Origin of the sequence: Lactococcus allomyrinae, assembly GCF_003627095.1 — a bacterium.
GTDB classification, from domain to species: domain Bacteria; phylum Bacillota; class Bacilli; order Lactobacillales; family Streptococcaceae; genus Lactococcus; species Lactococcus allomyrinae.
Map to the genome: position 1 here is coordinate 2,457,042 of NZ_CP032627.1, position 23,308 is coordinate 2,480,349.

The 23,308-nt window shown below is 37.4% G+C and carries 17 protein-coding genes; 15 read left to right on the top strand and 2 right to left on the bottom strand.

Annotation, left to right across the window (positions count from 1 at the left end; all coding sequences use genetic code 11):
- Positions 1-79: 79 nt before the first annotated feature.
- The 11 genes from D7I46_RS11720 (at position 80) to gdhA (ending at position 14,442) form a co-directional block, all read left to right on the top strand.
- Entirely contained in the window at positions 80-1,048 is a 969-nt protein-coding gene (locus D7I46_RS11720) for a helix-turn-helix transcriptional regulator (RefSeq protein ID WP_205570818.1), read from the top strand.
- A 71-nt stretch (positions 1,049-1,119) separates the two neighbouring features.
- The gene (locus D7I46_RS13690; protein ID WP_276116958.1) at positions 1,120-1,248 is read left to right on the top strand and encodes a hypothetical protein; all 129 of its coding nucleotides are present in this window, start codon (positions 1,120-1,122) and stop codon (positions 1,246-1,248) included.
- A 482-nt stretch (positions 1,249-1,730) separates the two neighbouring features.
- A complete protein-coding gene (locus tag D7I46_RS11725) occupies positions 1,731-2,213 on the top strand; it encodes a thiol peroxidase (protein WP_120773032.1) in 483 nt (160 codons plus the stop codon).
- Positions 2,214-2,494: 281 nt separating this feature from the next.
- Positions 2,495-3,565, top strand: coding sequence for an ABC transporter ATP-binding protein (locus tag D7I46_RS11730; RefSeq protein ID WP_120773033.1), 1,071 nt, complete (start codon positions 2,495-2,497; stop codon positions 3,563-3,565).
- A complete protein-coding gene (locus D7I46_RS11735; protein WP_120773034.1) occupies positions 3,565-4,446 on the top strand; it encodes a carbohydrate ABC transporter permease in 882 nt (293 codons plus the stop codon). The genes D7I46_RS11730 and D7I46_RS11735 overlap by 1 nt, the downstream gene beginning before the upstream one ends.
- A complete protein-coding gene (locus D7I46_RS11740) occupies positions 4,443-5,261 on the top strand; it encodes a carbohydrate ABC transporter permease (RefSeq protein ID WP_120773035.1) in 819 nt (272 codons plus the stop codon). Before D7I46_RS11735 ends, D7I46_RS11740 begins: the two co-directional genes overlap by 4 nt.
- Positions 5,245-6,537: an MBL fold metallo-hydrolase gene (locus tag D7I46_RS11745; protein ID WP_120773036.1), complete on the top strand. Its 1,293-nt coding sequence runs from the start codon at positions 5,245-5,247 to the stop codon at positions 6,535-6,537. Before D7I46_RS11740 ends, D7I46_RS11745 begins: the two co-directional genes overlap by 17 nt.
- 199 nt (positions 6,538-6,736) lie before the next feature.
- Entirely contained in the window at positions 6,737-8,014 is a 1,278-nt protein-coding gene (locus D7I46_RS11750; protein ID WP_120773037.1) for an extracellular solute-binding protein, read from the top strand.
- Between the two features lie 432 nt (positions 8,015-8,446).
- Positions 8,447-10,000, top strand: a complete 1,554-nt coding sequence (locus D7I46_RS11755; protein ID WP_120773372.1) for a bifunctional metallophosphatase/5'-nucleotidase — start codon at positions 8,447-8,449, stop codon at positions 9,998-10,000.
- Between the two features lie 254 nt (positions 10,001-10,254).
- Complete coding sequence (locus tag D7I46_RS11760; protein ID WP_120773038.1) at positions 10,255-12,795, top strand: M1 family metallopeptidase; 2,541 nt, start codon at positions 10,255-10,257, stop codon at positions 12,793-12,795.
- Between the two features lie 315 nt (positions 12,796-13,110).
- A complete protein-coding gene (gene gdhA / locus D7I46_RS11765; RefSeq protein ID WP_120773039.1) occupies positions 13,111-14,442 on the top strand; it encodes an NADP-specific glutamate dehydrogenase in 1,332 nt (443 codons plus the stop codon).
- Between the two features lie 68 nt (positions 14,443-14,510).
- On the opposite strand, the gene D7I46_RS11770 is transcribed toward gdhA, so the two are convergent.
- Positions 14,511-15,731, bottom strand: coding sequence for a cation diffusion facilitator family transporter (locus D7I46_RS11770; protein WP_120773040.1), 1,221 nt, complete (start codon positions 15,729-15,731; stop codon positions 14,511-14,513).
- 528 nt (positions 15,732-16,259) lie between these two features.
- Here D7I46_RS11770 and D7I46_RS11775 point away from each other — a divergent pair.
- From D7I46_RS11775 to D7I46_RS11790, 4 genes are all read left to right on the top strand, one after another.
- Positions 16,260-16,595: a PadR family transcriptional regulator gene (locus D7I46_RS11775; RefSeq protein WP_120773041.1), complete on the top strand. Its 336-nt coding sequence runs from the start codon at positions 16,260-16,262 to the stop codon at positions 16,593-16,595.
- A 98-nt stretch (positions 16,596-16,693) separates the two neighbouring features.
- On the top strand, positions 16,694-17,875 hold the full coding sequence (locus D7I46_RS11780) for a DUF4097 family beta strand repeat-containing protein (protein WP_120773042.1): 1,182 nt from the start codon (positions 16,694-16,696) through the stop codon (positions 17,873-17,875).
- Positions 17,876-18,156: 281 nt separating this feature from the next.
- Entirely contained in the window at positions 18,157-19,878 is a 1,722-nt protein-coding gene (locus tag D7I46_RS11785) for an ABC transporter ATP-binding protein (protein ID WP_120773373.1), read from the top strand.
- 3 nt (positions 19,879-19,881) lie between these two features.
- Entirely contained in the window at positions 19,882-22,008 is a 2,127-nt protein-coding gene (locus tag D7I46_RS11790; RefSeq protein WP_120773043.1) for an ABC transporter ATP-binding protein, read from the top strand.
- A 95-nt stretch (positions 22,009-22,103) separates the two neighbouring features.
- On the opposite strand, the gene D7I46_RS11795 is transcribed toward D7I46_RS11790, so the two are convergent.
- Positions 22,104-23,264 (bottom strand): tyrosine-type recombinase/integrase, encoded by a 1,161-nt coding sequence (locus tag D7I46_RS11795; protein WP_120773044.1) that lies wholly within the window; start codon positions 23,262-23,264, stop codon positions 22,104-22,106.
- Between the last annotated feature and the right edge of the window lie 44 nt (positions 23,265-23,308).

Sequence of the window (23,308 nt, forward strand, 5' to 3'; positions counted from 1 at the left end):
AGATACTTTTAAGTGAATGATTCACTGACAGTACCCAAAATCTTGTCGGTATACTGACAGAACTAAAAAGGTGAAATTTATGAAAAAAACAGAACGAATTAACCTTATCATGCGCTATATCAATAACCGCGCGCATTTTACGATTGCAGAAATTCAGCGTGAATTTAAAGTTTCAAGGGCAACTGCTATCCGCGATATTAATGAAATTCAAGAAATGGGTTTTCCTTTGACAACAGAGTTAGGACGTGGTGGTGGCTACTATGTACTGCAAAATCAGTATTTGCCAGCTATAAGATTTAATCCTGAAGAGCTGAAAGCGATATTTATTAGTTTTCTTGCTTCTAAAAATTCACAACTTCCTTATTTGCAAAATCGACGTTCAATTACCGAGAAATTGATTGGGATTGCGAATCTTACCCAGCAGGATGATCTGCTAATGCTGGGCGATATTTTATTGTTTGAAAATACTAATCCAGCCAATCCTTATATTTTTGAATTAGATGACTATGCACCTTTTGAGCTCAATCAACTCATTAACCTTGCGGTACGTGACCGTCATTTGCGCGTGACTTATGAAGAAAACTTTGGTTGGCCACAATTGATGGATATTTGGCTTTTGCACATTTTTAATACGAATGGACAATGGTTAGTTGAATTGTTCGATTTTGGAAGTGAGCATTTTATGTATTTGCCTGTAGATAAGTTGCGACATTCGGCGATTTCTGATGAAGAACTTTTGCTATCTGAGCAAGAAATTTTAGAGCGAAAATTAGAAGAAGCAAGAGTAGCAAATTTAGCTGTAAAACTTGATGGAATGGCGATACAGCGTTTTAAAAGAATGCATCCACCAGGAATCATCCTATCTTTTACAGGAATGTTCCAATCAAGCGGAAGTTTTAATATACAACTTGATGTTGAGGATAAAGCTCTTGTTGAATACTATGCAGACTGGCTCTTATTTCTAGGAAAGGGCGTTCAGTTTGAACGTATTCCAGAGGAGCTGCGAAGTGTTTTGGAGCAACGGCTGAGAAATTTAAGGTTACCTTGAGTATGAGCTAAGTTTTCGTAAAGATTATCTTGATATAATTTCTTCAAACGAAAAGAAAGCAGGACAGTCTTATGAAAAAAACAATTATGATTAAAAATATTAGCTATGAATTTGTGAAATCCGAAGAATCAATGCTTCACCCATTTCAAGAATCAAATAATCACTATGAAGTCAAGATTTATTCAGTGGGAGTTTCGTAAAATATTTGTCCATTTTCTCTAGTCTGCTTACGCGACTGATAAAAGGGCAACTCGCCAATGAATTTAAGGTACAACCTCACTTTTTCGATATGAGGTCACACCTCCGCTTCGCTACGTTATCCATTCGCTCTATCTCCGCTTTGCTACGTTGTCGATTTCACTAACCGACTAAAGTCGGAAGTTCAAATCGCAATCGACTAAAAGTCGCAAGGCGAAATGGTCTTGTCCCAGAAGCCTAAGTGGCTATCTCTGCTTCGCTGTCCACTCTCGCTAAAGTGGCTAAAGCCACAAGTCGAGTCGCAAAGTCTAGGGCAGTCGGACGAAATTCAAAGTTTGTCATTCCGACTAGGTGCTTTAGCATCGTAGCGAGAGTGGACAGTGGAGCTAAAGCACACACTTACTTTGGTAAAAAGCTAATCAATCCAGAATGAGAAAAAGTGTTTTTATGCTAAAATAATGTTGAGAAAGCGAGGAAACACAAAATGGTACAAGAAATCACACTTCATGGAGAAAAAGTTGCAAAAATTAATCCTGTAACCACAGGAAAAGCTCCTGATTTTACGCTGACAGACTTGAATGGAAATGATATAACGCTGTCGCTACTTACAAAACCTGTATTAATCAGTGTTTTTCCTGATATTAATACAAGAATTTGTTCATTGCAGACGAAACATTTTAACGTTGAAGCGGCAAAACACACAGAGATAGATTTTTTAAGTATTTCTAACAACACAGCGCAAGAACAAAGAAATTGGTGTGCCGCAGAGGGCGTAGATATGACAATTTTGGCGGACAATGGAGAATTTGGGCGTGCTTACGGACTGATTCTTGATGGTGGGCCGCTCGAAGGACGACTTGCTCGTTCGGTTTTTGTCGTAAAAGATGGAGAAGTCATCTATAGTGAAATCTTAGAAGAATTGAGCGAAGAACCTAACTACGCAGCAGCTCTTGCAGCAACAAAATAATTCATTTTTACCAAAGCAGGTATTCTTTCAAAATGTGCAATGCCTTATTGCGTAGGCTGACAAGAATTTGTGTTAAGAATTAAACCAAATCAGTGTGATAGTGCGTTCTGTCAGTACTGACAAAAGTAGAAAATCAGACAGGCAATTTGCCTGTTTTTTATATGCAAGTAAACCGAACAATTAGAAAAATCTCATATCAAAATTACAAAATATTTACACGCATTCTGCGAAAAAAGTAGTAGAATGGGAATAGTGAATTAAGAATCAATTTAGGAGAAAATATGATTGACGTAATCGATTTGAAAAAGCAATTTGACAATGGTTTCACTGCACTGGAATCAGTCAGTTTTTCCATTGAAAAGGGAGATTTGGTTTGTCTCCTAGGCCCGTCAGGTTGTGGTAAATCAACGATATTGAATCTTGTAGCTGGTCTTTTGACCCCATCAGCAGGCGATATTCAATTTAGTGGAAAGTCCGTGGTTCATACTGCACCCAAAGACAGAAATATTGGTTTCGTCTTTCAAAACTATGCGCTTTATCCGCACATGACTGTCCTTGAAAATATCATGTTTCCATTGACTGTTGGTAAAAATAAAATCAAAAAAGATGAAGCAAAAAAAATTGCTGAAGAATATATGGCACTGACAAATATTGAAGATTTAAGTGCCAAAAAACCAGGAACACTTTCTGGTGGTCAACAGCAGCGGGTAGCCATCACGCGCGCTCTGGTTCAAAAACCAGAAGTGCTCTTACTTGATGAACCGCTCTCCAACCTAGATGCTAGGTTACGTCTAAGAATCCGTGAAGAAATCCGCAAACTCGTTAAAGAAGTTGGGATTACAGCAATTTTTGTTACCCATGATCAAGAAGAAGCCCTTTCTATCTCTGACAAGATTATCATCATGAACGAAGGTGTTGTTCAACAGTATGATGACCCACAAAATCTCTATCTTGAACCAGCTAATTTGTTTGTTGCAAAATTTATCGGCTCACCGATTATCAATACTTTAGAAATTAAAATTTCCAATGATCAAATTGATTTTGGAGCATTTACAGCCCCTCTGTCAGTACTGACAGAAAGTCGTCAGAAGAAAAAGCTGATTGATGGCGTTTATACTTTTGCAATCAGACCCGAGGATGTCCAACCTGTTGCAGAACACGGTCTTGTCAGTATGCACGCTGCTGAAAATGAGGTGATTGGGCGCGACTCAATCATTCGCTTTGAAAAAAACGGAACGACCATCAAATCTATCGTTAATCTTGAAAATACAGTTCGTGATGAAGAAAAAATGCTCCATTTTAATTTTAATAAAGCTTTTATTTTTGATGAAAGTGGGGCGCGTGTTTATTGATGGCAAAGAAAAAATATCGGCCTGAAAATCAGAAAAAAGCATGGTGGTTTTTACTTCCTTCTTTGCTCGTGATTGCAGTGTTCAGCATCTATCCGTTATTTCGGTCATTTTATATGAGCTTTCAGTCTGGATTTTTGCTGAATCAACAATTTGCTGGTTTTAGTAATTATATTCAGATTTTCCATGACCCTGTTTTTATTCAGGCACTTGAAAATACAGCAATTTTTGGGATAGTGGTTGTCCCATTGGCACTCGCTATTTCACTTTTAATTGCATGGATTATCTTTGAAAAAGTTAAACATAAAGCTATTTTTGAAACGATTTTCTTTATGCCTTATGTCACATCAATGATTGCTGTTGGGATTATTTTTCAATATTTCTTCAATAAAGATTATGGGATGGTCAACTTTTTACTCGGTCTTGTCGGCATTCCATCGGTCAACTGGCTAGATAATATTCATATGAGCATTCCCACACTTATCATCTTTGGGATTTGGAATGGACTTGCTTTTAATATTATTATTCTTTTATCAGGCTTTCGTAATATTAATCCTGAGTATTACACCATTGCAGAAATGTATGGGGCAACAGGCTGGGAAAAATTCAGCCGTATCACGTTTCCGCAACTTTTGCCTACGATTAGTTTTCTTTTAACAGTGAACTTTATCGGTGCTTTCAAAGTCTATACCGAAGTCTTCGCACTATTTGGTGGGCAAGCAGGGATTGCAAATTCGGCAGTAACAGCAGTCTTCTATATCTACAATAAATTCTATTTGATGGGGCGACCAGGAGTGGCTATGGCAGCATCAGTTGTACTTTTCTTGATTATTATTGTAATTACGATTGTTCAGAGAATGTTGACAAGGAGAAAAGACATATGAGAAAAATAACTACAGGACTTGCTTACGCTTTCTTATTGGTCATGTCGCTCATCACGTTATTTCCCTTTGTTTATATGATTTTGACAGGCTTGATGACACATCAAGAAACGGTGCAAATGCCACCTACATTGATTCCACATCATTTACAGTTCTCAAACTATGTAGAAGTTTTCAAAGAAATTCCATTTTTACGTTATTTCGTCAATACACTCTTTGTGTCAGTCATAACGACGATTGCAACGTTGATTACTTGTACTTTAGCTGCTTTTGCTCTGACGAGTTTACAGTTTAGGTTCAAAAAACTGATTTTTACCATCATGGTTGGACTTTTGATGGTTCCTTATGAGTCTATTATTTTTACGAATTATAATACGATTGCCAATCTTGGACTACTTAATACTTATGCAGCATTGATTGTGCCGTTTTTGACGAGTATTTTCTATATTTACTTCCTCAATAACTATATGAAAGCGATGCCTGATAGCATTTATAAGGCAGCAAAAGTCGATGGTGCAAGTGATATGGAGTATATTTGGCGAGTGTTGGTGCCAATGGTACGACCAGCTTTAGTTACTGTGGGTATTCTGACTTTTATCATGAGTTGGAATTCATTCCTCTGGCCTCTGCTTGTCACGAACAACGATAATATGCGGCTCTTGAATAATGGATTGGCTGCTTTTGAAACAGAATCGGGAGCGCAAACGCAGTTACAAATGGCGGCAGCAACGATGACTGTCGTGCCAGTGTTGATTATTTATTTTGTTTTCCGAAAAGAAATTATTAAAGGAGTGTCAAATAATGGAACAAAAGGATAAAGTTGAAATTACTTTTCATGCAGGAGTTTTGACCATTGGCGGGACAGTTGTTGAAGTGGCTTACAAGGATGCGCATCTCTTTTTTGACTTTGGAACGGAGTTTCGGCCAGAGCTGGATTTGCCTGACGATAAGTTAGAGACACTTCTTTTGCATCAGTTGATTCCTGATTTGGAGGGACTTTATGATGAACGCTTGAATCACGTTTATCAAGGAGAAAGCGTTCGTCAGTTTAAACATACGGCAGTTTTTATCTCACATGCGCATTTGGATCATACGCGCATGATTAATTATCTTGACCCCTCTATCCCAATGTATGCTCTGGAAGCTACGGCATCAGTTGTTCCAGCACTTAATAAAAACGGTGATTTCTTAATTCCATCACCTTTTGAAGCTCAAAACTTTACGAGAGAGATGACTGGTTTAAAACCTTATAGTAAGATTCAACTTGGTGAGATAGAAGTTGAGATTGCCCCAGTAGACCATGATGCTTACGGTGCAGCAGGCTTGATTATTCGCGTAGCTGGGAAAAAAATTGCCTATACAGGAGATTTAAGACTTCATGGCTACGACCCGCAAGATACTGTGGAATTTTGTAAACGCGCTTTTCGTGCGGATGCATTGATTATGGAGGGAGTATCCATCAGCTTTCCTGAGCGAGAACATGATGATGAAGCAATAGAAATTCAATCTGAACAAGATTTGATGACGCAAATGGTAAAATTAATCAATGAAAATCCAAAGCGTCAATTGACTTTTAATGGTTATCCAGCTAATCTGAAACGTTTTAGCCAAATTGTGAAACAATCACCACGAGAAGTGGTGCTAAATAGCGAAATGGCAACACTTTTGTTCGAGGTTTTTGGGCAAAAAGTACATTATTATACTGACGAAAATACGGTCAGTACTGACAAACTTGACCCTCAACTTGAAGTACCTTATCAGGAGCTTCTTGATGATGATGAACATTATTTTTGGCAAGTCACCGCTCATTTTGAGCAGTTACAAAAAGGCGGATTATATATCCATTCGGATGCAACACCACTTGGAGATTTTGACCCCGCTTATGCCAAATTCCTTGCGCTACTTGCTGAGTTGGACGTTACTTTTGTCCGCTTGGCTTGCTCTGGTCATGCAATACCAGATGATTTGGATAAAATCATCAGCATGATAGAGCCTCAACTTTTGCTTCCAATCCATAGTTATCATCCAGAAAAATTGGAAAATCCCTATGGTCGAAGAATCTTGCCTACTCGCGGGCAAACTGTCGCTTTGTGAGCTTTGCTCACTTGTTGTATTTGTTTATCTCTAAATTGTAAAAAGTTAGGTGTTAAACAGTATTAGTAAAGATGTTTTAAAGTTTATTTGATTTTGCAGGTCTGTTCAAATATCAGCTTTAAAACATGACTCATTTTGTTGTGTTATCAGCTCTTTATAGTTGATGACAAAAATATTTTTATTGGAGTTAGGAGACTCGATGAAACTCAAAACCATTGGACTTGGTGTCCTTACACTTGCTGCTGTTACGACACTTGCTGCTTGCGGAAATAGTGCTTCTGCATCAAAAGATGCTTCAAAAAAAATTGAAACTTCGGTTGACAAAAAGACAACCATTACTTTCTGGCACGCTATGACTGGAGCACAAGAAAAGGCACTCCAAAAATTGACTACTGATTTTGAAAAAGCAAACCCAAAAATCACAGTCAAATTACAAAGTCAATCTTCTTATCCAGATTTGCAAGCAAAATTGACTTCAACGATGCAATCACCAAAGAATTTGCCTACCATCACGCAAGCTTATCCAGGCTGGCTCTTGGATGCTTCTAAAAATAACATGCTTGTTGATTTGAAACCTTATCTTTCAAATAGCAAGATTGGAATTTCTGGTAACGAAGCGATTAAACCAGAACTTTTGAAGGGTGCACAATTTAGCGGTGTGCAATATGGCATTCCATTCAACAAGTCAACAGAAGTATTATTTTATAATGCTGATTTGCTCAAAAAATATGACCTCAAAGTTCCAACAACAATGACAGAACTCAAAGATGAGTCTAAAACAATCTATGAAAAATCAAATCACGAAGTTGTAGGGGCAGGATTTGACGCTTTGAATAACTACTACTCAACAGCGCTTAAAGATGCTGGTGAAGACTTTACATCGAAAACAGATTTTACAGGTCAAACTTCTAAAGATGCGATTGATTATTATTTCCAAGGTGTAAAATCAGGCTATTTCCGTATTGCTGGGTCTGATCAATACATGGATGGACCTTTTGACAATCAAAAAGTAGCGTTCTATATTGGCTCATCTGCTGGTGAAAGTTTTGTCGCACAAGATGCAAAATTTAACTATGGTGTCGCCGCACGTCCTAGCAAATATGCGATTTCACAAGGGACAGACATCTATATGTTTAGCCAAGCAAGTCAAGACCAACGTACAGCAGCTTATCTTTATGAAAAATTCTTGGCTAAGACAAGCTCAACAGTTTATTTTGCCAATCAAACAGGCTATATTCCTGTAACTGAAGCTGGTATGAAAGATGCTGCTTATGTAGATAACAAGGATTCTAAAGTGCCTGCAGTTATCGCGGATGCTACAAAGAATCTTTTCACAACACCATTAGAACCAAACTCTGATGCTGCTTACACGCAATTGACAGCAACCATGCAAGCCATCTTGTCTAATCCTAAAGGCAATGAAAATGACTTGATTAAACAAGGGGCAGCCCAACTCAAAAATGCTTGGAATCAATAATTTTAATCTCAGTTTGATGAAGTCAAGACTTATTCATTGGGAGTTTTGACTCCCAATGAATTTAGGGTACAACCTCACATCTTCGATATGAGGTCACCCTGTCCCAGAAGCCTAAGTGCTAAAGCACTAACGCCCTAGGGCAGTCGGGCGAAATTCAAGGCTTGCCATTCCGACTAGGTGCTTTAGCACCGTAGCGAGGATGGACAGCGTAGCGAAGCGAAGATAGTGCTGCTTTACTCCGACCTAAAAGGTGGATTGCGATCGCGACTAGACGCTTTAGCGACGTAGCGAGCATCGACAACGTAGTCCGATAGGACGAAGATAGCACGCACTTGCTTTGATAAAATAGCGGCCGATTTGCTGCTATTTTATTTTGTCAGCATACTGACAGAGTTCTGTCAGTACAATTTTTGAGAAAGAAAAGATAAAATGATGAAAATTACGATTTTAGAAACAAGCGATATGCACGGCTATATCTTGCCGACAAATTATACAGCGCGTGATATGGATTTACCTTTTTCGATGGCTAAAGCTCAAACAAAGATGGAAGAACTTTCAAAAGGAGCAGATGGTCCTGTGATTAAGATTGAGAACGGTGATATTTTGCAGGGTTCTGCTTTAGCTTATTATCTCGCTAAACAGTGTAAAAATGGGATTTCTGAGTTGACTGCCGTGACGAATTCTTTTGGATATGATGTTGGTTTATTGGGTAATCATGAGTTTAACTATGGCATTGATTATTTGAAAAGTTACATTGACCGAGCAGATTATCCTATTCTGACCGCAAATGTATTTGATGAATTTGGAAATTTAGCATTTGGTCCTGCTTATAAAATTATTGAGAAAAATGGTATAAAAATTGCTGTGTTAGGACTTTTGACGCAGTTTATTCCGCATTGGGAACAACCTGAGATTATTAAAGGATTGACTTTTAAATCGGTTGTTGAAGTGGCAAAAACGTTACTTCCTAAACTCCGCGAACTTGCTGACATCACGGTCGTTGCTTATCATGGCGGTTTTGAGCGTGACTTAGAGACAGGCTTGCCATCAGAGGCGCTGACAGGAGAAAATGAAGGCTATCAGTTACTGACAGAATGTGGTCAGTGGATTGATGCACTTGTCAGTGGCCATCAGCATCGAAAAATTGCTCAAAACGTGCTTGGCATACCTGTTGTTCAGCCGGGCTATCGTGGAGAAACTGTAGGTGAAATCACATTAGAATTTGACGAAAAAACAAGAAAAGTGACGACTTCAACAGCGCAGTTGCACGAAACAGGAACTTCAAAAATTAGCTCTAAAATCCAAAAATTAATTTCAGAAACTCATGAAGCAGCAGAAGATTGGCTCGACACTCCAATGGGAAAAATTTCGGGAAATATGACGATTAGCCAGCCATCAGAAGCGCGAATTCATGAGCATCCCTACATCGAATTTGTCAATAAAGTACAGATGGAAGCGACAGGTTGCAAGATTTCTGGGACTTCGCTTTTCAATAATGAAGCGAAAGGTTTCGGTCAAATCGTGACGATGCGGGATATTTTGACCAATTACATTTATCCCAATACACTTGCTGTCTTGCGCGTGACGGGTCAGGATTTGAAGGCGGCACTTGAACATACGGCAGAACACCTTGAGCTTGATGCTTCGGGAGATATTATTTTCAGCCCACGTTTTATTGAGCCTAAACCCCAGTATTATAATTATGATATGTATGAAGGAATTGATTACACGATTGACCTGAAAAAGCCTGTTGGTTCAAGAATTACACGACTTGAAATTGATGGAAAATCTGTCAGTGCTGACGAACTTTTAGAGATTGTCGTCAATCAGTATCGCGCAGTGGGCGGGGGAAATTATGAGATGTTTTCCGCTGACAAGATTATCAGTGAAATCACAGTAGATATGACAGAGCTGATTGCTGATTATCTCAAAGCACACCCAGTTGTTGAGGCGACAGCCAATCATAATTTTGAAGTTTTGAAATAAAGAAAAGTTCCGTAAAAAAACAGCAACTTTCCACAACTTTATAAAGCTTGTAACAGATATAATCCGTAATTAAAAGAACATTTCGTAGCAAATGAATGTTTAATCTAATGCAAACTCTGATGTTTAACCAAACCTTTAAAAATCAAGCAGTATTAGAAATTTTCAAACAATTTTGTTATAATAAAGAAAATTGTTTTTTCAAAGGAGGGCAGTAAATTCCGTCAGTATACTGACAGAATTTATAAACAAAAAATATGGCAGTAAAACGTTTAATTGAAACATTTATCCCAGAAAATTATAAAATCTTCTTGGACATTGACCGTATATCAAAAACATTCAAAGGGCAAGTTGCCATCAAAGGTGAAGCGCTAAGTGATGTAATTTATTTCCATGCAAAAGATTTAAATATCAAATCTGTCAAAGCTTTTAGCGTAGAAACAAACTTTATCAATGATTATGACAATGAAGAAATCGTTGTACCTGTTGGAGCAAAAGGACCTGTTACAGTATCATTTGAATATGAAGCAAAATTAACAGACAATATGATGGGGATTTATCCTTCATATTATGAAGTAAATGGCGAAAAGAAAATGCTTATTGGTACACAGTTTGAAAGCCATTTTGCCCGTCAAGCTTTTCCATCTATTGATGAGCCAGAAGCAAAAGCTACGTTTGACCTTTCTGTCAAATTTGACGAAGAACCAGGCGATATCATCGTATCAAATATGCCAGAATTGCTTAATATTGAAGGGATTCACGTTTTTGAACGTACAGTACGCATGAGCTCTTATCTACTTGCCTTTGTCTTTGGAGATATGCAATACAAAAAAGGTAAGACAAAATCTGGTGTTGAAGTTGGGGCATTTTCAACTAAAGCACACAGCGCGGCAGCACTGGATTTCCCACTCGATATTGCGATTCGCTCAATTGAGTTTTACGAAGATTACTACAAAACACCATATCCATTGCCACATAGTTGGCACATTGCTCTCCCTGACTTCTCAGCAGGTGCGATGGAGAACTGGGGATGTATCACTTATCGTGAAGTTTGTATGCTAGTCGACCCAGAAAATGCCACAGTTCAAAGTAAACAGTACGTGGCCACAGTTATTGCTCACGAATTAGCTCACCAATGGTTTGGTGACCTCGTTACAATGCAATGGTGGGATGACCTCTGGCTCAATGAGTCTTTTGCTAACAATATGGAATACGTTGCAATCGATGCACTTCAACCAGAATGGAACGTTTGGGAATCATTCTCAATTTCTGAAGCAAGCATGGCATTGAACCGTGATGCGACAGATGGTGTTCAGTCTGTGCACGTTGATGTCAACCACCCAGATGAAATCGGAACCCTATTTGACCCAGCGATTGTTTATGCCAAAGGCTCAAGATTGATGGTTATGCTCCGTAAGTGGCTTGGAGACGAAGACTTTGCTGCTGGACTTCATCTTTACTTTGAATCTCATAAATATGGGAATACAGTTGGAGATGACCTGTGGAATGCCTTATCTGAAACATCAGGTAAAGACGTTGCAGGATTCATGCACAGCTGGATTAATCAACCAGGCTATCCAGTAGTCACAGCTGAAGTAGTTGATGACACGCTCGTTTTAACTCAAAAACAATTCTTTGTTGGTGATGGAGTAGATGAAGGACGTTTGTGGAATGTTCCTTTGAACACAAACTGGACAGGACTTCCTGATTTGCTTTCAACTGAAAAAGTTGAAATCGCAGGATTTGCAGCTCTGAAAGCCAAAAACTCAGGTAAAGCTCTGGTGCTTAACGATGCAAATATGGCACACTACATCATTGATTACAAAGGTGAGCTTTTGGAAGAACTCCTTGCAGAACTTTCAACTCTTGAAAATGTAACAAAATTCCAAATTATCCAAGATCGTAAACTTTTAGCTAAAGCAGGTGTGATTTCATACGCAGATGTAGTAAATATTCTTCCAGCTTTTGTTAATGAAGAAAGCTACATCGTAAATACTGGACTTTCACAATTGATTAGCGAACTTGAGCTCTTTGTTGATGAAGAAACTGATACAGAAAAATCTTTTAAAACATTGGTTGGCAAACTTTTTGCAAAAAATTATGCACGACTTGGTTGGACAAAAGTAGATGGCGAATCAGCGGGAGATGAAACTCTCCGTGGAATTGTACTCGCTAAGACATTGTTTGCTGAAAATAAAGAAGCTGTTGCAAAAGCAAGTGAAATCTTTAAGCAGCATGAAAATAATTTAGCAACAATCCCAGCGGATGTTCGTCCAATTGTTTTGAACAATGAAATCAAAACTTCAAACGCACCAACTCGAGTTCATGAATTTATGGATTTTTACGTAAAAACACCACTTCAAGAGCTTAAAAGAGAACTTGCAAATGCTGTCTCAAACATTAAAGATGAAGCTGCAGTAGCTGAATTACTTGAAAACTTTAAAGATGCAGAAATTGTGAAACCACAAGATATTGCTTTTTCTTGGCTCTATCTCTTAAATAAAGATTTTGCGCAAGATGCAGCTTGGAAATGGGCAAAAGAAAATTGGGAATTTATCACAGCAAAACTTGGCGGTGATATGAGTTTTGACAAGTTCGTTATTTATCCAGGAAATGTTTTCAAAACACCAGCAAAACTGGCAGAATACAAAGCATTCTTTGAACCAAAACTTGAAAATCCAGCATTGAAACGCTCAATCGAAATGGCAATCAAACAAATCGAAGCACGTGTTGCTTTGATTGAACATCAAAAATCATCAGTAGAGTCAGCGATTGTAGATTGTGCTGAAAAAATCTAATCCAAATATGAAAAACTTACTGATTATTTTTAATCAGTAAGTTTTTTTATTCACTAAGATGGAGAAAATATATTTTTAAATCAAAAGCAATACGTAGTATTCTATATCGTAGCTTTGTAGCTATCTCAAACAGAATTTTTATTTTTTATAAAACAAGCGACGTCTCCCAAAATGTACTTATTTACAAAGGCGCAAGACTGCACAATAAATGATATACAAAGATTGACGAAATTAATCATTTTTTACACAACAAAGTCTGTATATTCTGAATATTTTGTGCTATAATAATAAAATGCAGAAAGGAAATACAGTACTATGACATATATTGACGAAATAAAAAATCTTGTTGTTCAGAAAAATCCTTCTGAACCCGAATTTCATCAGGCGGTACATGAAGTTTTGGATACCCTACGACCTGTAATTGAAGAAAATGAAGCACACTATCGACGTGATGCTATTTTAGAGCGATTAGTAGAACCTGACCGATTGATTCAATTTCGTGTTGCTTGGGTGGATGACGCTGGTCAAGTACAAGTCAATACAGGATATCGAGTGCAGTTTAACAATGCAATCGGTCCCTACAAAGGAGGCTTGCGACTGAGAGAAAACGTTTATAGTGGTATTGTTAAATTTCTTGGTTTTGAGCAGATATTTAAAAATGCATTAACTGGGTTGCCTATTGGTGGAGCAAAAGGCGGTTCAGATTTTGACCCAAAGGGTAAATCTGATCGTGAAATCATGGCATTTTGTAAAGCATTTATGAGTGAACTTTACAAGTATATCGGTCCTGATATTGATGTTCCGGCAGGTGATATTGGTGTTGGAGGGCGTGAGATTGGTTATCTTTATGGTCAATATAAACGTCTCACACATAGACATGAAGGGGTATTGACAGGAAAGAGCTTGAGCTTTGGTGGATCGTTAGCTAGGACAGAAGCAACAGGTTATGGTCTACTTTACTTTGCTGACGCTATGTTGAGAGCCAATGGACTGAGCTTTAAAAATCAACGTGTCGTTATCTCTGGTTCTGGGAATGTGGCGATTTATGCTGCTGAAAAGGCAGGACAACTTGGTGCGACAGTTGTAGCTTTGTCGGATTCTTCAGGTTATATTTATGATGAAGCAGGGATTGATCTTGCAGCAGTCAAAGAAATTAAAGAAAAACGCTATGGACGAATTGTGGAATATCTAGACATTCATCCTCAGGCACAATATAGTGCTGATGATGGGATATGGAGTGTACCTTGTGATGTGGCACTTCCTTGTGCAACACAAAATGAATTAAACTTAGAAGATGCTAAAAAACTTGTTGCCAACGGCTGTAAAGCAGTAGCCGAAGGGGCAAATATGCCAACAAGTCGTGAAGCGACAGAATATTTACAAGAACAAAAAGTTTTATTTGCGCCCGGAAAAGCAGCGAACGCAGGAGGAGTAGCCGTTTCTGCTCTAGAAATGTCTCAAAACTCTGAACGCCAAGTTTGGACGTTTGATAAAGTAGATGATAAGTTGAAAACAATTATGGAGGACATTTTTGCAAAGTCTGACGAAGCGGCAAAACGTTTTGGTTTTGCAGGAAATTATGTCGTAGGTGCGAATATCGCCGGTTTTGAACGAGTTATTGCTGCCATGCAATCTCAAGGCGTTTAATCACATAAATAAAGAAAAAGAATTTGACTCTAATTTTGTCGAATCCTTTTTTGTTTTCACGCTGAGATTTAATTCTTTGTTTTTTGTGTGATTTGACGATAAATGCAGTACCAGTAATCATTACGGCGCCAAATGCTTGTGATGATAAAGTCATTATTATTATCCCAATAATCATAGGTCAGGATAAAAGTTTTTTTACTGACTTGAGAGGTCTTATAGTGTTTTATAGCAAAATGTTGTGGTGCTGACAATTCTGTCAGTAAATTTTTTTTGTCAATAGCACTTACAGTTGCTCCATCGGAAGCAATTTCTTTAAAATTTTTGTCTAAAAGTTGTTCCAAATTTTCCAAGTTTAAAACTTGCTCTTCTTTCTCTAAAAGTTCAAGAGAGCGGCTGGCAAAATGCTCTTCTTCTGGTAGTTCAGCTGGTTCTACATGGACATCAACATCATAAACACCAAAGCTATCAATAAGCATTGCTTCAATAAATTCGGTGGCTTCGTGGCTTTCAAATACACTCAAATCACGAGACATCTCAACGACAACATCAAGAAAGACATTACTACCATAAGTTCGTCCACGCACCATTTTTACCCTTTTTACTTTTGGAACAAGGCTGATTGCTTCTTTGTATTCTTCAACTAAGTTTTCGTCAAATCCATCAGAAAGACTAAAGACAGAGTCATGGAAAATATCATAAGCTGTTTTTAAAATAAATCCACAAATGATGACTGCCATGAGGGTATCAAGCCACTCCCAACCGATAGAAGCAGCTACAATCGCAATCGCTGTTCCTACGGAAGTTACAGCATCTGACAAATTATCCTTACTTGCAGCCATAAGTGCTTGAGAATTTGTCTTTTTTGCCAAATCACGAGTATAAAAGAAAACCCCAATCATAATGGCTGCGGAAATCAGACCAATCACTGCACCTAAAGGGTCAATAGCATGACTTTTCCCAGAGATAATCGTCATCACTGTATCACGCAAGACTTCAAAACCAACAAAAAACATGATGAAACTAGAGATTAGACTAGCAATAGATTCAACTTTCCAGTGACCATAGACATGGTCATTATCAGCAGGAATACGAGCAATTCTGAGACCAATGAGAATGGCAATGTTTCCCAAGATGTCGGTCAAGTTATTGAAACCATTGGCTTGAAGAGCACTGGAATGAACAATTGTCGCAAATGCAATCTGTCCAATAGACAAGATAATATAAGCGAATATTGAAACCCAAACTCCTTTCTCAGCCAATTTTAAATTTTGTGTGCTTGAAGTTGACATTTAATTTCTCCTGATATATTTGAATGGAATGATTCAATAAAAAACAACACTCAAAAATATGATTTTTTTATCTCTCAATTATAACATTTTTAGATAAGACGTGTTTTAAAACTCGGCTATCTCAGCTAAATAAATAGTTAAGTTTACAGTAAAATTAACAAAAAATACTTTTTTTAATAAAGTACCTTGACTTACACAGTAATATGAAGTAAAATGTACTATGTTGAAATTAAAAATAACTAAATTTTTAAATGAAATTATACTCGTCTCGATTTAAAATCTAAAAAGAAACGATACAAACGGCTATACTTTCTATTTTTGCCTTGCTCTGTTATCAATTTCTTACAGCAAAAATGTTGCAAATTGACAAAACCATAAGACAAAATGATAATGGTCTAGCTAGTAGCATGGATTAATTTATTCTTATATTTCGCGAGAGCTAGTCAGAGTATAAAACAAGATTTTATTTCCAAACTCGTCATATGACTTTAAGTAGTATGACTTACCCTTATATAGAAAGGAAAAAAGATGGCTGAAATACCAAGAGAAATGTTACGTGCGCAAGCAAATGTGATATTGTTGAATGTTCTCGAACAAGGAGACAACTATGTTTACGGCATTATCAAGCAAGTCAGAGAAGCATCAAATGGAGAGTTTGAATTGAATGAAGCCACCCTCTATACAATTTTCAGACGGCTTGAAAAAGATGGAATAATTACATCCTACTGGGGAGATGAAACTCAAGGGGGACGTAGAAAATACTATCGTTTGACTAACATAGGGCGTGAAAATATGCGACTTGCCTTTGAATCTTGGGCGAAAGTTGACCAAATTATTGAGAATATCAAAGCTAAAAATAATTAAGTCTGGAGTGTTAAAAAACTAGGCAGAAACATAAAATACCGATTATGTAGATATTGTCTGCTCTAAACAAACACTTCCACATCATAAGGAGGATTAAAATGAGTGAAGCATTGAAAACTCGCTTAAATATGATTTTTGCTAACTATCCACGAATACCTGAAACAGAAGACCTTTACGATGAGGTACTTGCTAATCTTACGGACCATGTTGCAGACTATATCACTGATGGGCTGACAGAAGATGAAGCAATAGAAAAAGCACTGACAGAACTGGGCGACCTGACAGAAGTCCTCGATGAGATTGCTGTCAGCGAAGAACATTCACTGACAGATTTGTCACGAGATTCTGTCAGTAATTACAATACTGACAGCTACTCAAGTCTGCCGTTAGTGAATGAACAAGTGTTTTCACCAGCAGATTTTGATCAGATTTCGCTGATTTATCAGCAAGATAATGTTGATATTTTACCTTCGGAAGATGGTCAGCTGCATTTATTGGAGTTTATGAATACATGGAAAAGCGATTATTTCTCACAAATCCAAAGTACAAAAGATCAGCTTCATATCCAATATGGAAAACGTCCAAAACTTTTTGGGAAACTTCTTCCTTTTCGTTCAAAAATCGTTTTTCTTATACCAACAGATTATCAAAAAAATCTCAATCTTCAACTTGCTTCAGGCAATTTAATGATTAATCAAGTCAAACTTGAAATATTAAACATTGATTGTCGTTCAGGAAATTTCAAAGCAGAAAATCTCAAAGTACGAACTTTAAAAACAATACTTAATAGTGGAAATGGTAACTTTGAGCAAATTGAAAGCGAAAAAATAATGATTGAAGCAAAAAGTGGTAATCTGAATCTGAATAAAATTGACGCTTACCAAGCTGACGTTATGGCGATAAGCGGAAATATGCGTCTAAATATTGCCGACATCTACACACTTAGAGCCAATGTAAAAAGTGGAAATTTAAAAGTTCAATCTTTGCAAACCAATACCGCAGAGCTTGCAGCTAAAAGTGGTAATGTAACAGTTGAAAGTGAACTTTTTGCCCATCTTAAAGTAGCCGCAGCTAGTGGAAATGCTAAAGTTGTTGTAAGTGATGAAGCCATATTTAATTTTGATCTCCGCTCAGGACATGGCAATACAAGACTCAATCTTCCTAATATCAACTATACAGTCAAAACTCAATCTCATAAAGCAGGGTATAGCAATTCGGAATCAGAACGCTTACTTTATATTGAAACAAATTCGGGAAATGCTACCGTTAAGGCACTTTAAAAGGAAACAGTATTTTCAATTAGGAAGTAATAAATCGTTGACATAAAAGTCAAAATGAGCTAAAATAAGTTTGTTAGTTTTTGAAATTAAAAACTAACAATAATGTTTAATGGTATTAGCAATTATTGCTTGTTTACTAAAAAAAATAATGTTATAATAATTTGCTTAAAAAATTTCGTTGACATCATTTTGATTTTAAAATGAAATTAAAATTTAAACTAAGTGAATGTACTTTTACATTTTTACCTCTAGAAAGGAATTTTATGATATTCAAATCTATCATGAAACATAAATGGGTTGCAATTTTTTCTATCCTATCAACCTTTGTTTATGCAGGAGTTCAGCTTTATCAACCCCAAATCATGAAACACATCATGACAGTAATGTCGTCTACGACTTATACTCGTCATCAAATGGCTGACAAAATCTCAGGTTATGGGATTGAACTTCTTGTAGTTGCAGGGATTGGGATTATAGGAGCGATTGCCAGTACCCTTAGTGCTGCACGTATTGCCCAAGAAATTGGTGCAGATGTTCGTGAAGCAACGTACAAAAAAATCAATACTTTCTCTTATGAAAACGTTGAAAATTTTAACGCAGGAAATCTCGTTGTCCGTATGACAAATGACGTCACACAAGTTCAAAACTTGATGATGATGGTTTTCCAGATTTTGATGCGTATTCCTGTGCTTTTAATCGGTGCAGTCATTCTTTCAATCACAACACTTCCAAGACTTTGGTGGATTACCGTCCTTTTAATTGTTCTTATTGTTTTGGTTACTGCTGTTTTGATGGGACGCATGGGTCCTCACTTCATGGCTTTCCAAAAATTAATGGACCGTATCAATGCTATCGCTAAACAAAATTTACGTGGTTCACGTGTTGTGAAATCATTTGTCCAAGAACAAAATCAAATTGAAGAATTTGATAAAACATCTGATGAACTTTACGATCATAACTGGGCTGTTGGTAAACTTTTTTCAGCAATGATTCCACTTTTCACTATCATTGCACAAGGTGCGATTTGGCTTGCCATTTACGTAGTATCTACATTTGTTACAGACTCAACAAAAGTTGCTCAAAATAGTATCGGTGGTATTGCTACTTTCATGACTTACATGGGAATGATTATGTTCGCGATTATCATGGGTGGTATGATTTCAATGTTTGCCTCACGTGGTATGGTTTCTATTGGTCGTATCAATGAAGTGCTGAATACAGAGCCAGCGATGAAATTTGATGAAAATGCAAAAGATGAAGAACTCACAGGTTCTGTTAAGTTTGAGCATGTTTCATTTAGCTATCCTAATGATAAAGAACCAACACTCAAAGATATTAGCTTTGAAGTCAAATCAGGTCAAATGGTTGGGATTGTCGGTGCAACAGGTGCAGGTAAATCAACACTTGCTCAACTTATCCCTCGACTTTTTGACCCAACAGAGGGGACTGTTTCTGTTGGTGGTAAAGATCTTAAAACAGTCAGTCGTGGTACATTGAAAAGAAATATCTCTATTGTTTTGCAAAAAGCTATTCTCTTCTCAGGAACGATTGCAGGTAATATCAAGCAAGGTAAAGCCGATGCAACTCATGAAGAAATGACTCGTGCAGCCCGCATCGCTCAAGCTGCAGAATTCATCGAAACCAAAGATGGGCAGTATGAATCTATCGTTGAAGAACGCGGGAATAACTTCTCAGGTGGACAAAAACAACGGATGTCTATCACACGTGGTGTTGTTAAAAACCCGAATGTCTTGATTTTGGACGATTCAACTTCTGCGCTTGATGCCAAATCAGAAAAGCTCGTCCAAGAAGCGCTGAATAATGAACTACAAGATACCACAACGATTATCATTGCCCAAAAGATTTCTTCAGTTGTCCATGCGGATAATATCCTCGTTCTTGACCAAGGAAAATTGGTCGGTCAGGGAACTCACCATGAGTTAGTAGCAAACAATGCTATTTATCAAGAAATCTATGAAACACAGAAAGCACAGGAGGACTAAGACATGGAAAACACCAAGACAACAAAGAAAATGTCTGACACCACTCGTGCCATTCGCTTTTTCTACCTTTACCTCAAAAAATATAAACTTCAATTCTTTGTTATTATGATTTTTATCATTTTAGCAACTTGGCTTCAAGTTGTTGCACCCTCTCTTTTAGGTGATGCAATCACAAACTTGACAAAATATGTTACAGATTTCTTTACACATCAACACGCAGGAGATGCGATTGAAGGATTGAAGAAAATCGCAGCTTACTCCACTCAAGCTCAGGACTCACTCCAACAAATTGCACAACAACTCTCAGCTGCAACAGGTCAGGCGGTGGATTGGCACAGTTTAACTTCTGCAAATGTTCCAGCAGCTGTCACTTCACACCTACCTAGTGGTACAACGATTGATAGCTTGCAACAAATGGCAAGTATGCCATCTCATTGGAACCAACTGACAACCAGCAATGTTCCAGCAGCGATTGCAGATAATCTGAAATCAAGTGGTACCTCACTGAGCCAGCTGATTTCTGTAGCACATTCACACGCAGCAAGCACAACGACCTTCATGAAAGGGATGTGGCAATTGCTTGCGGTTTATATCGCAACAGGTGTATCAATGTTGATTTACACTCTGCTCTTTAGCCGTATCGTTGCTCATTCAACAAATCGTATGCGTAAAGGGCTGTTTGGTAAACTTGAACGCTTGACGATTTCATATTTTGACCGTCATCAAGATGGTGATATCCTCGCACGTTTCACATCTGATTTAGATAATATCCAAAATACACTTAATCAAGCGCTTGTTTCTGTTGTAAGTAATGCAGCAGTATTCATCGGAGTTATTCTCCAAATTTTCAACAAAAATATAACTTTTGCTTGGCTGACTGTTGCGGCATCTCCAGTAGCTATTTTGTCTGCTATTATCATTATTCGTCAATCGAAAAAAGCAACAGACAAACAACAAGAAGAAGTTTCACAACTTAATGCCTATATGGACGAAAAGATTTCAGGTCAAAAAGAAATTATCGTTGAAGGCTTGCAAGAAGACTCAATCAATGGTTTCTTGGAACACAATGAAAATGTTAAGAAACGTACCTTTGCTGCCCAAGCTTGGTCTGGTATGATTTTCCCATTGATGAATGGTTTCCAACTTTTGAGTATCGCAATTGTCATCTTTGGAGGTACAGCTTATGTCCTCAACGACAATAGCATGACTATCGCCACAGGTCTTGGTTTGATGGTTGCCTTTGTTCAATATGTGCAAACTTACTACAATCCGATCATGCAGATTTCATCAAACTTTGGACAACTTCAACTTGCCATTACAGGTGCAACTCGTCTGAATGTCATGTTTGATGAACCAGAGGAAGTTCGCCCAGAAAATGGTGTTAAGTTTGAAAACATTAAAGAAGGCGTTCAAATCGAAAAACTTGATTTTGAATATCTTCCAGGAAAACCAATCCTGAAAAATGTAAACATTGACGTGAAAAAAGGTCAAATGGTTGCACTTGTTGGTCCTACCGGTTCAGGTAAGACAACAGTTATGAACTTGATGAATCGTTTCTATGATGTTAATGGTGGTTCTATCAAGTTTGATGGTACAGATATCCGTGAATTCGACCTTGACAGCTTACGGAGTAAAGTCGGTATTGTCTTGCAAGAGTCTGTCCTCTTTGATGGTACGATTGCAGATAACATCAAGTTTGGTAAGCCTAACGCAACGCAAGAAGAAATCGAGACGGTTGCAAAAACAACACACATTCATGAATTCATTGAAAGCTTACCTGACAAATATGAAACACACGTGAACGACGATGAGTCAGTCTTCTCTGTTGGACAAAAACAACAAATCTCTATCGCACGGACGATATTGACAAACCCAGAATTACTCATTCTTGACGAAGCAACATCAAACGTTGATACCGTCACAGAACAACAAATTCAATGGGCAATGGAAGCTGCGATTGCAGGACGGACCTCATTTGTTATTGCCCACCGTTTGAAAACAATCCTCAACGCAGATAAAATCGTTGTCCTTAAAGATGGTCAAGTCATCGAAGAAGGTAGCCACCACGAACTCGTGGCACAAGGTGGCTTCTACGCTGAACTTTATCATAATCAGTTTGTGTTTGAATAAAAAATGAAAAAGTCCAATAATATCAATGCTCGTTAGTATTTATTTGATTATAAATATCGCTCAGTGGGCGGAAAGTGGGCGAATTATAAAAACTGCTAGAGCAATTCTAGCAGTTTTCTTGTTTTATCTTTTGCTTTTGCAGTAACATGAAGATAAATCTCACGTGTCACGGATTCGCTAGAATGCCCTACACGACGCTGAATAATATGTAGAGGTATATCTAACTCAGCAAGCTTAGAAACGTGCGTATGGCGGAAAATATGAGTAGAAATACGCTTATTTTTATCTATTCCCATTCTTTCCTTATGAGTTCTAAAATATGTATTTAACGCAGCAATATCAAAAGGTGTATTATTAGAGGTTGTAAAAATGAAATTAGAATTTGGGGATAGTTTACAAGCTTCTTGAAATACTTTAATAGCTTGTGAATTTAACTCAACTTCACGCATGCCAGCCGCTGTTTTTGTTTGATTGCTTTTAGCTTGAGTTTCTTTTTTCTTTCCAGCATAATCAAGTGTGCCTGTGACTTTGCAATAACTTCTGTCATCATTAATAATAACATCTGATTTCAGCATAGCAGCCCCCTCTCCAAAACGTAAACCATTAAGATATAACCATTGACAAAATAAAAAATAGCGTTGATTATGGTTCTCTAGGTATTCCATTAAATCAGATAACTCATTCTCTTCAAGGAAAAATTCAGTAATTGCTTGTATTTCTTTTTTCTTCTTTGGCATTTTCAGCCTGTCAATAGGATTTTCTTTTAAATAATGGTGATCAATACCATATTCAAAAATTGATTTCAAACGTGTTCTTATTGAGCGTGCATAGTTTATAGAAATATCGCGATCACCTAGCATGACTTTCTCAAACTTTTTACGCAAAAATTGAGTAGTAATTTTAGTAGCAACAGTATCTTTATCTACCATCTCAAGGATAAGTTTCACGTTTCCTTTAACGGTATATGCTGTTGAACTTCTGACTTGTTTATTATAAAAATCTAGCCACTCTGTGACTAATTCACCAAAAGTGATTGGGGTTAAAGCTCTAGTATCATCTTGCTGAAGTTTTGAAATTTTGGAAAGTAATATTTTTTGGGCTTTTGTCCTAGTTTCTCTAGTATTTTTATCAAACGTGATGGATACTGTCCGCTCTTTTTCGGTTAAGTTGTCAACAAATTTTTCACGAAATAAGTATTTAATAATGATTTTATCCTTATTTTTCTTGTCAATTGTTGATTTTTGTTCAATCCACATTTTGATTTTTCCTCTCGATTTTGTTAAAATGAGAGTACATTAAA

Bases quoted from the DNA above. Each gene is read 5' to 3' on its own strand.
- D7I46_RS11720 (WP_205570818.1), top strand. From the start codon at position 80: ATGAAAAAAACAGAACGAATTAACCTTATCATGCGCTATATCAATAAC.
- D7I46_RS13690 (WP_276116958.1), top strand. From the start codon at position 1,120: ATGAAAAAAACAATTATGATTAAAAATATTAGCTATGAATTTGTGAAA.
- D7I46_RS11725 (WP_120773032.1), top strand. From the start codon at position 1,731: ATGGTACAAGAAATCACACTTCATGGAGAAAAAGTTGCAAAAATTAAT.
- D7I46_RS11730 (WP_120773033.1), top strand. From the start codon at position 2,495: ATGATTGACGTAATCGATTTGAAAAAGCAATTTGACAATGGTTTCACT.
- D7I46_RS11735 (WP_120773034.1), top strand. From the start codon at position 3,565: ATGGCAAAGAAAAAATATCGGCCTGAAAATCAGAAAAAAGCATGGTGG.
- D7I46_RS11740 (WP_120773035.1), top strand. From the start codon at position 4,443: ATGAGAAAAATAACTACAGGACTTGCTTACGCTTTCTTATTGGTCATG.
- D7I46_RS11745 (WP_120773036.1), top strand. From the start codon at position 5,245: ATGGAACAAAAGGATAAAGTTGAAATTACTTTTCATGCAGGAGTTTTG.
- D7I46_RS11750 (WP_120773037.1), top strand. From the start codon at position 6,737: ATGAAACTCAAAACCATTGGACTTGGTGTCCTTACACTTGCTGCTGTT.
- D7I46_RS11755 (WP_120773372.1), top strand. From the start codon at position 8,447: ATGAAAATTACGATTTTAGAAACAAGCGATATGCACGGCTATATCTTG.
- D7I46_RS11760 (WP_120773038.1), top strand. From the start codon at position 10,255: ATGGCAGTAAAACGTTTAATTGAAACATTTATCCCAGAAAATTATAAA.
- gdhA (WP_120773039.1), top strand. From the start codon at position 13,111: ATGACATATATTGACGAAATAAAAAATCTTGTTGTTCAGAAAAATCCT.
- D7I46_RS11770 (WP_120773040.1), bottom strand. From the start codon at position 15,731: ATGTCAACTTCAAGCACACAAAATTTAAAATTGGCTGAGAAAGGAGTT.
- D7I46_RS11775 (WP_120773041.1), top strand. From the start codon at position 16,260: ATGGCTGAAATACCAAGAGAAATGTTACGTGCGCAAGCAAATGTGATA.
- D7I46_RS11780 (WP_120773042.1), top strand. From the start codon at position 16,694: ATGAGTGAAGCATTGAAAACTCGCTTAAATATGATTTTTGCTAACTAT.
- D7I46_RS11785 (WP_120773373.1), top strand. From the start codon at position 18,157: ATGAAACATAAATGGGTTGCAATTTTTTCTATCCTATCAACCTTTGTT.
- D7I46_RS11790 (WP_120773043.1), top strand. From the start codon at position 19,882: ATGGAAAACACCAAGACAACAAAGAAAATGTCTGACACCACTCGTGCC.
- D7I46_RS11795 (WP_120773044.1), bottom strand. From the start codon at position 23,264: ATGTGGATTGAACAAAAATCAACAATTGACAAGAAAAATAAGGATAAA.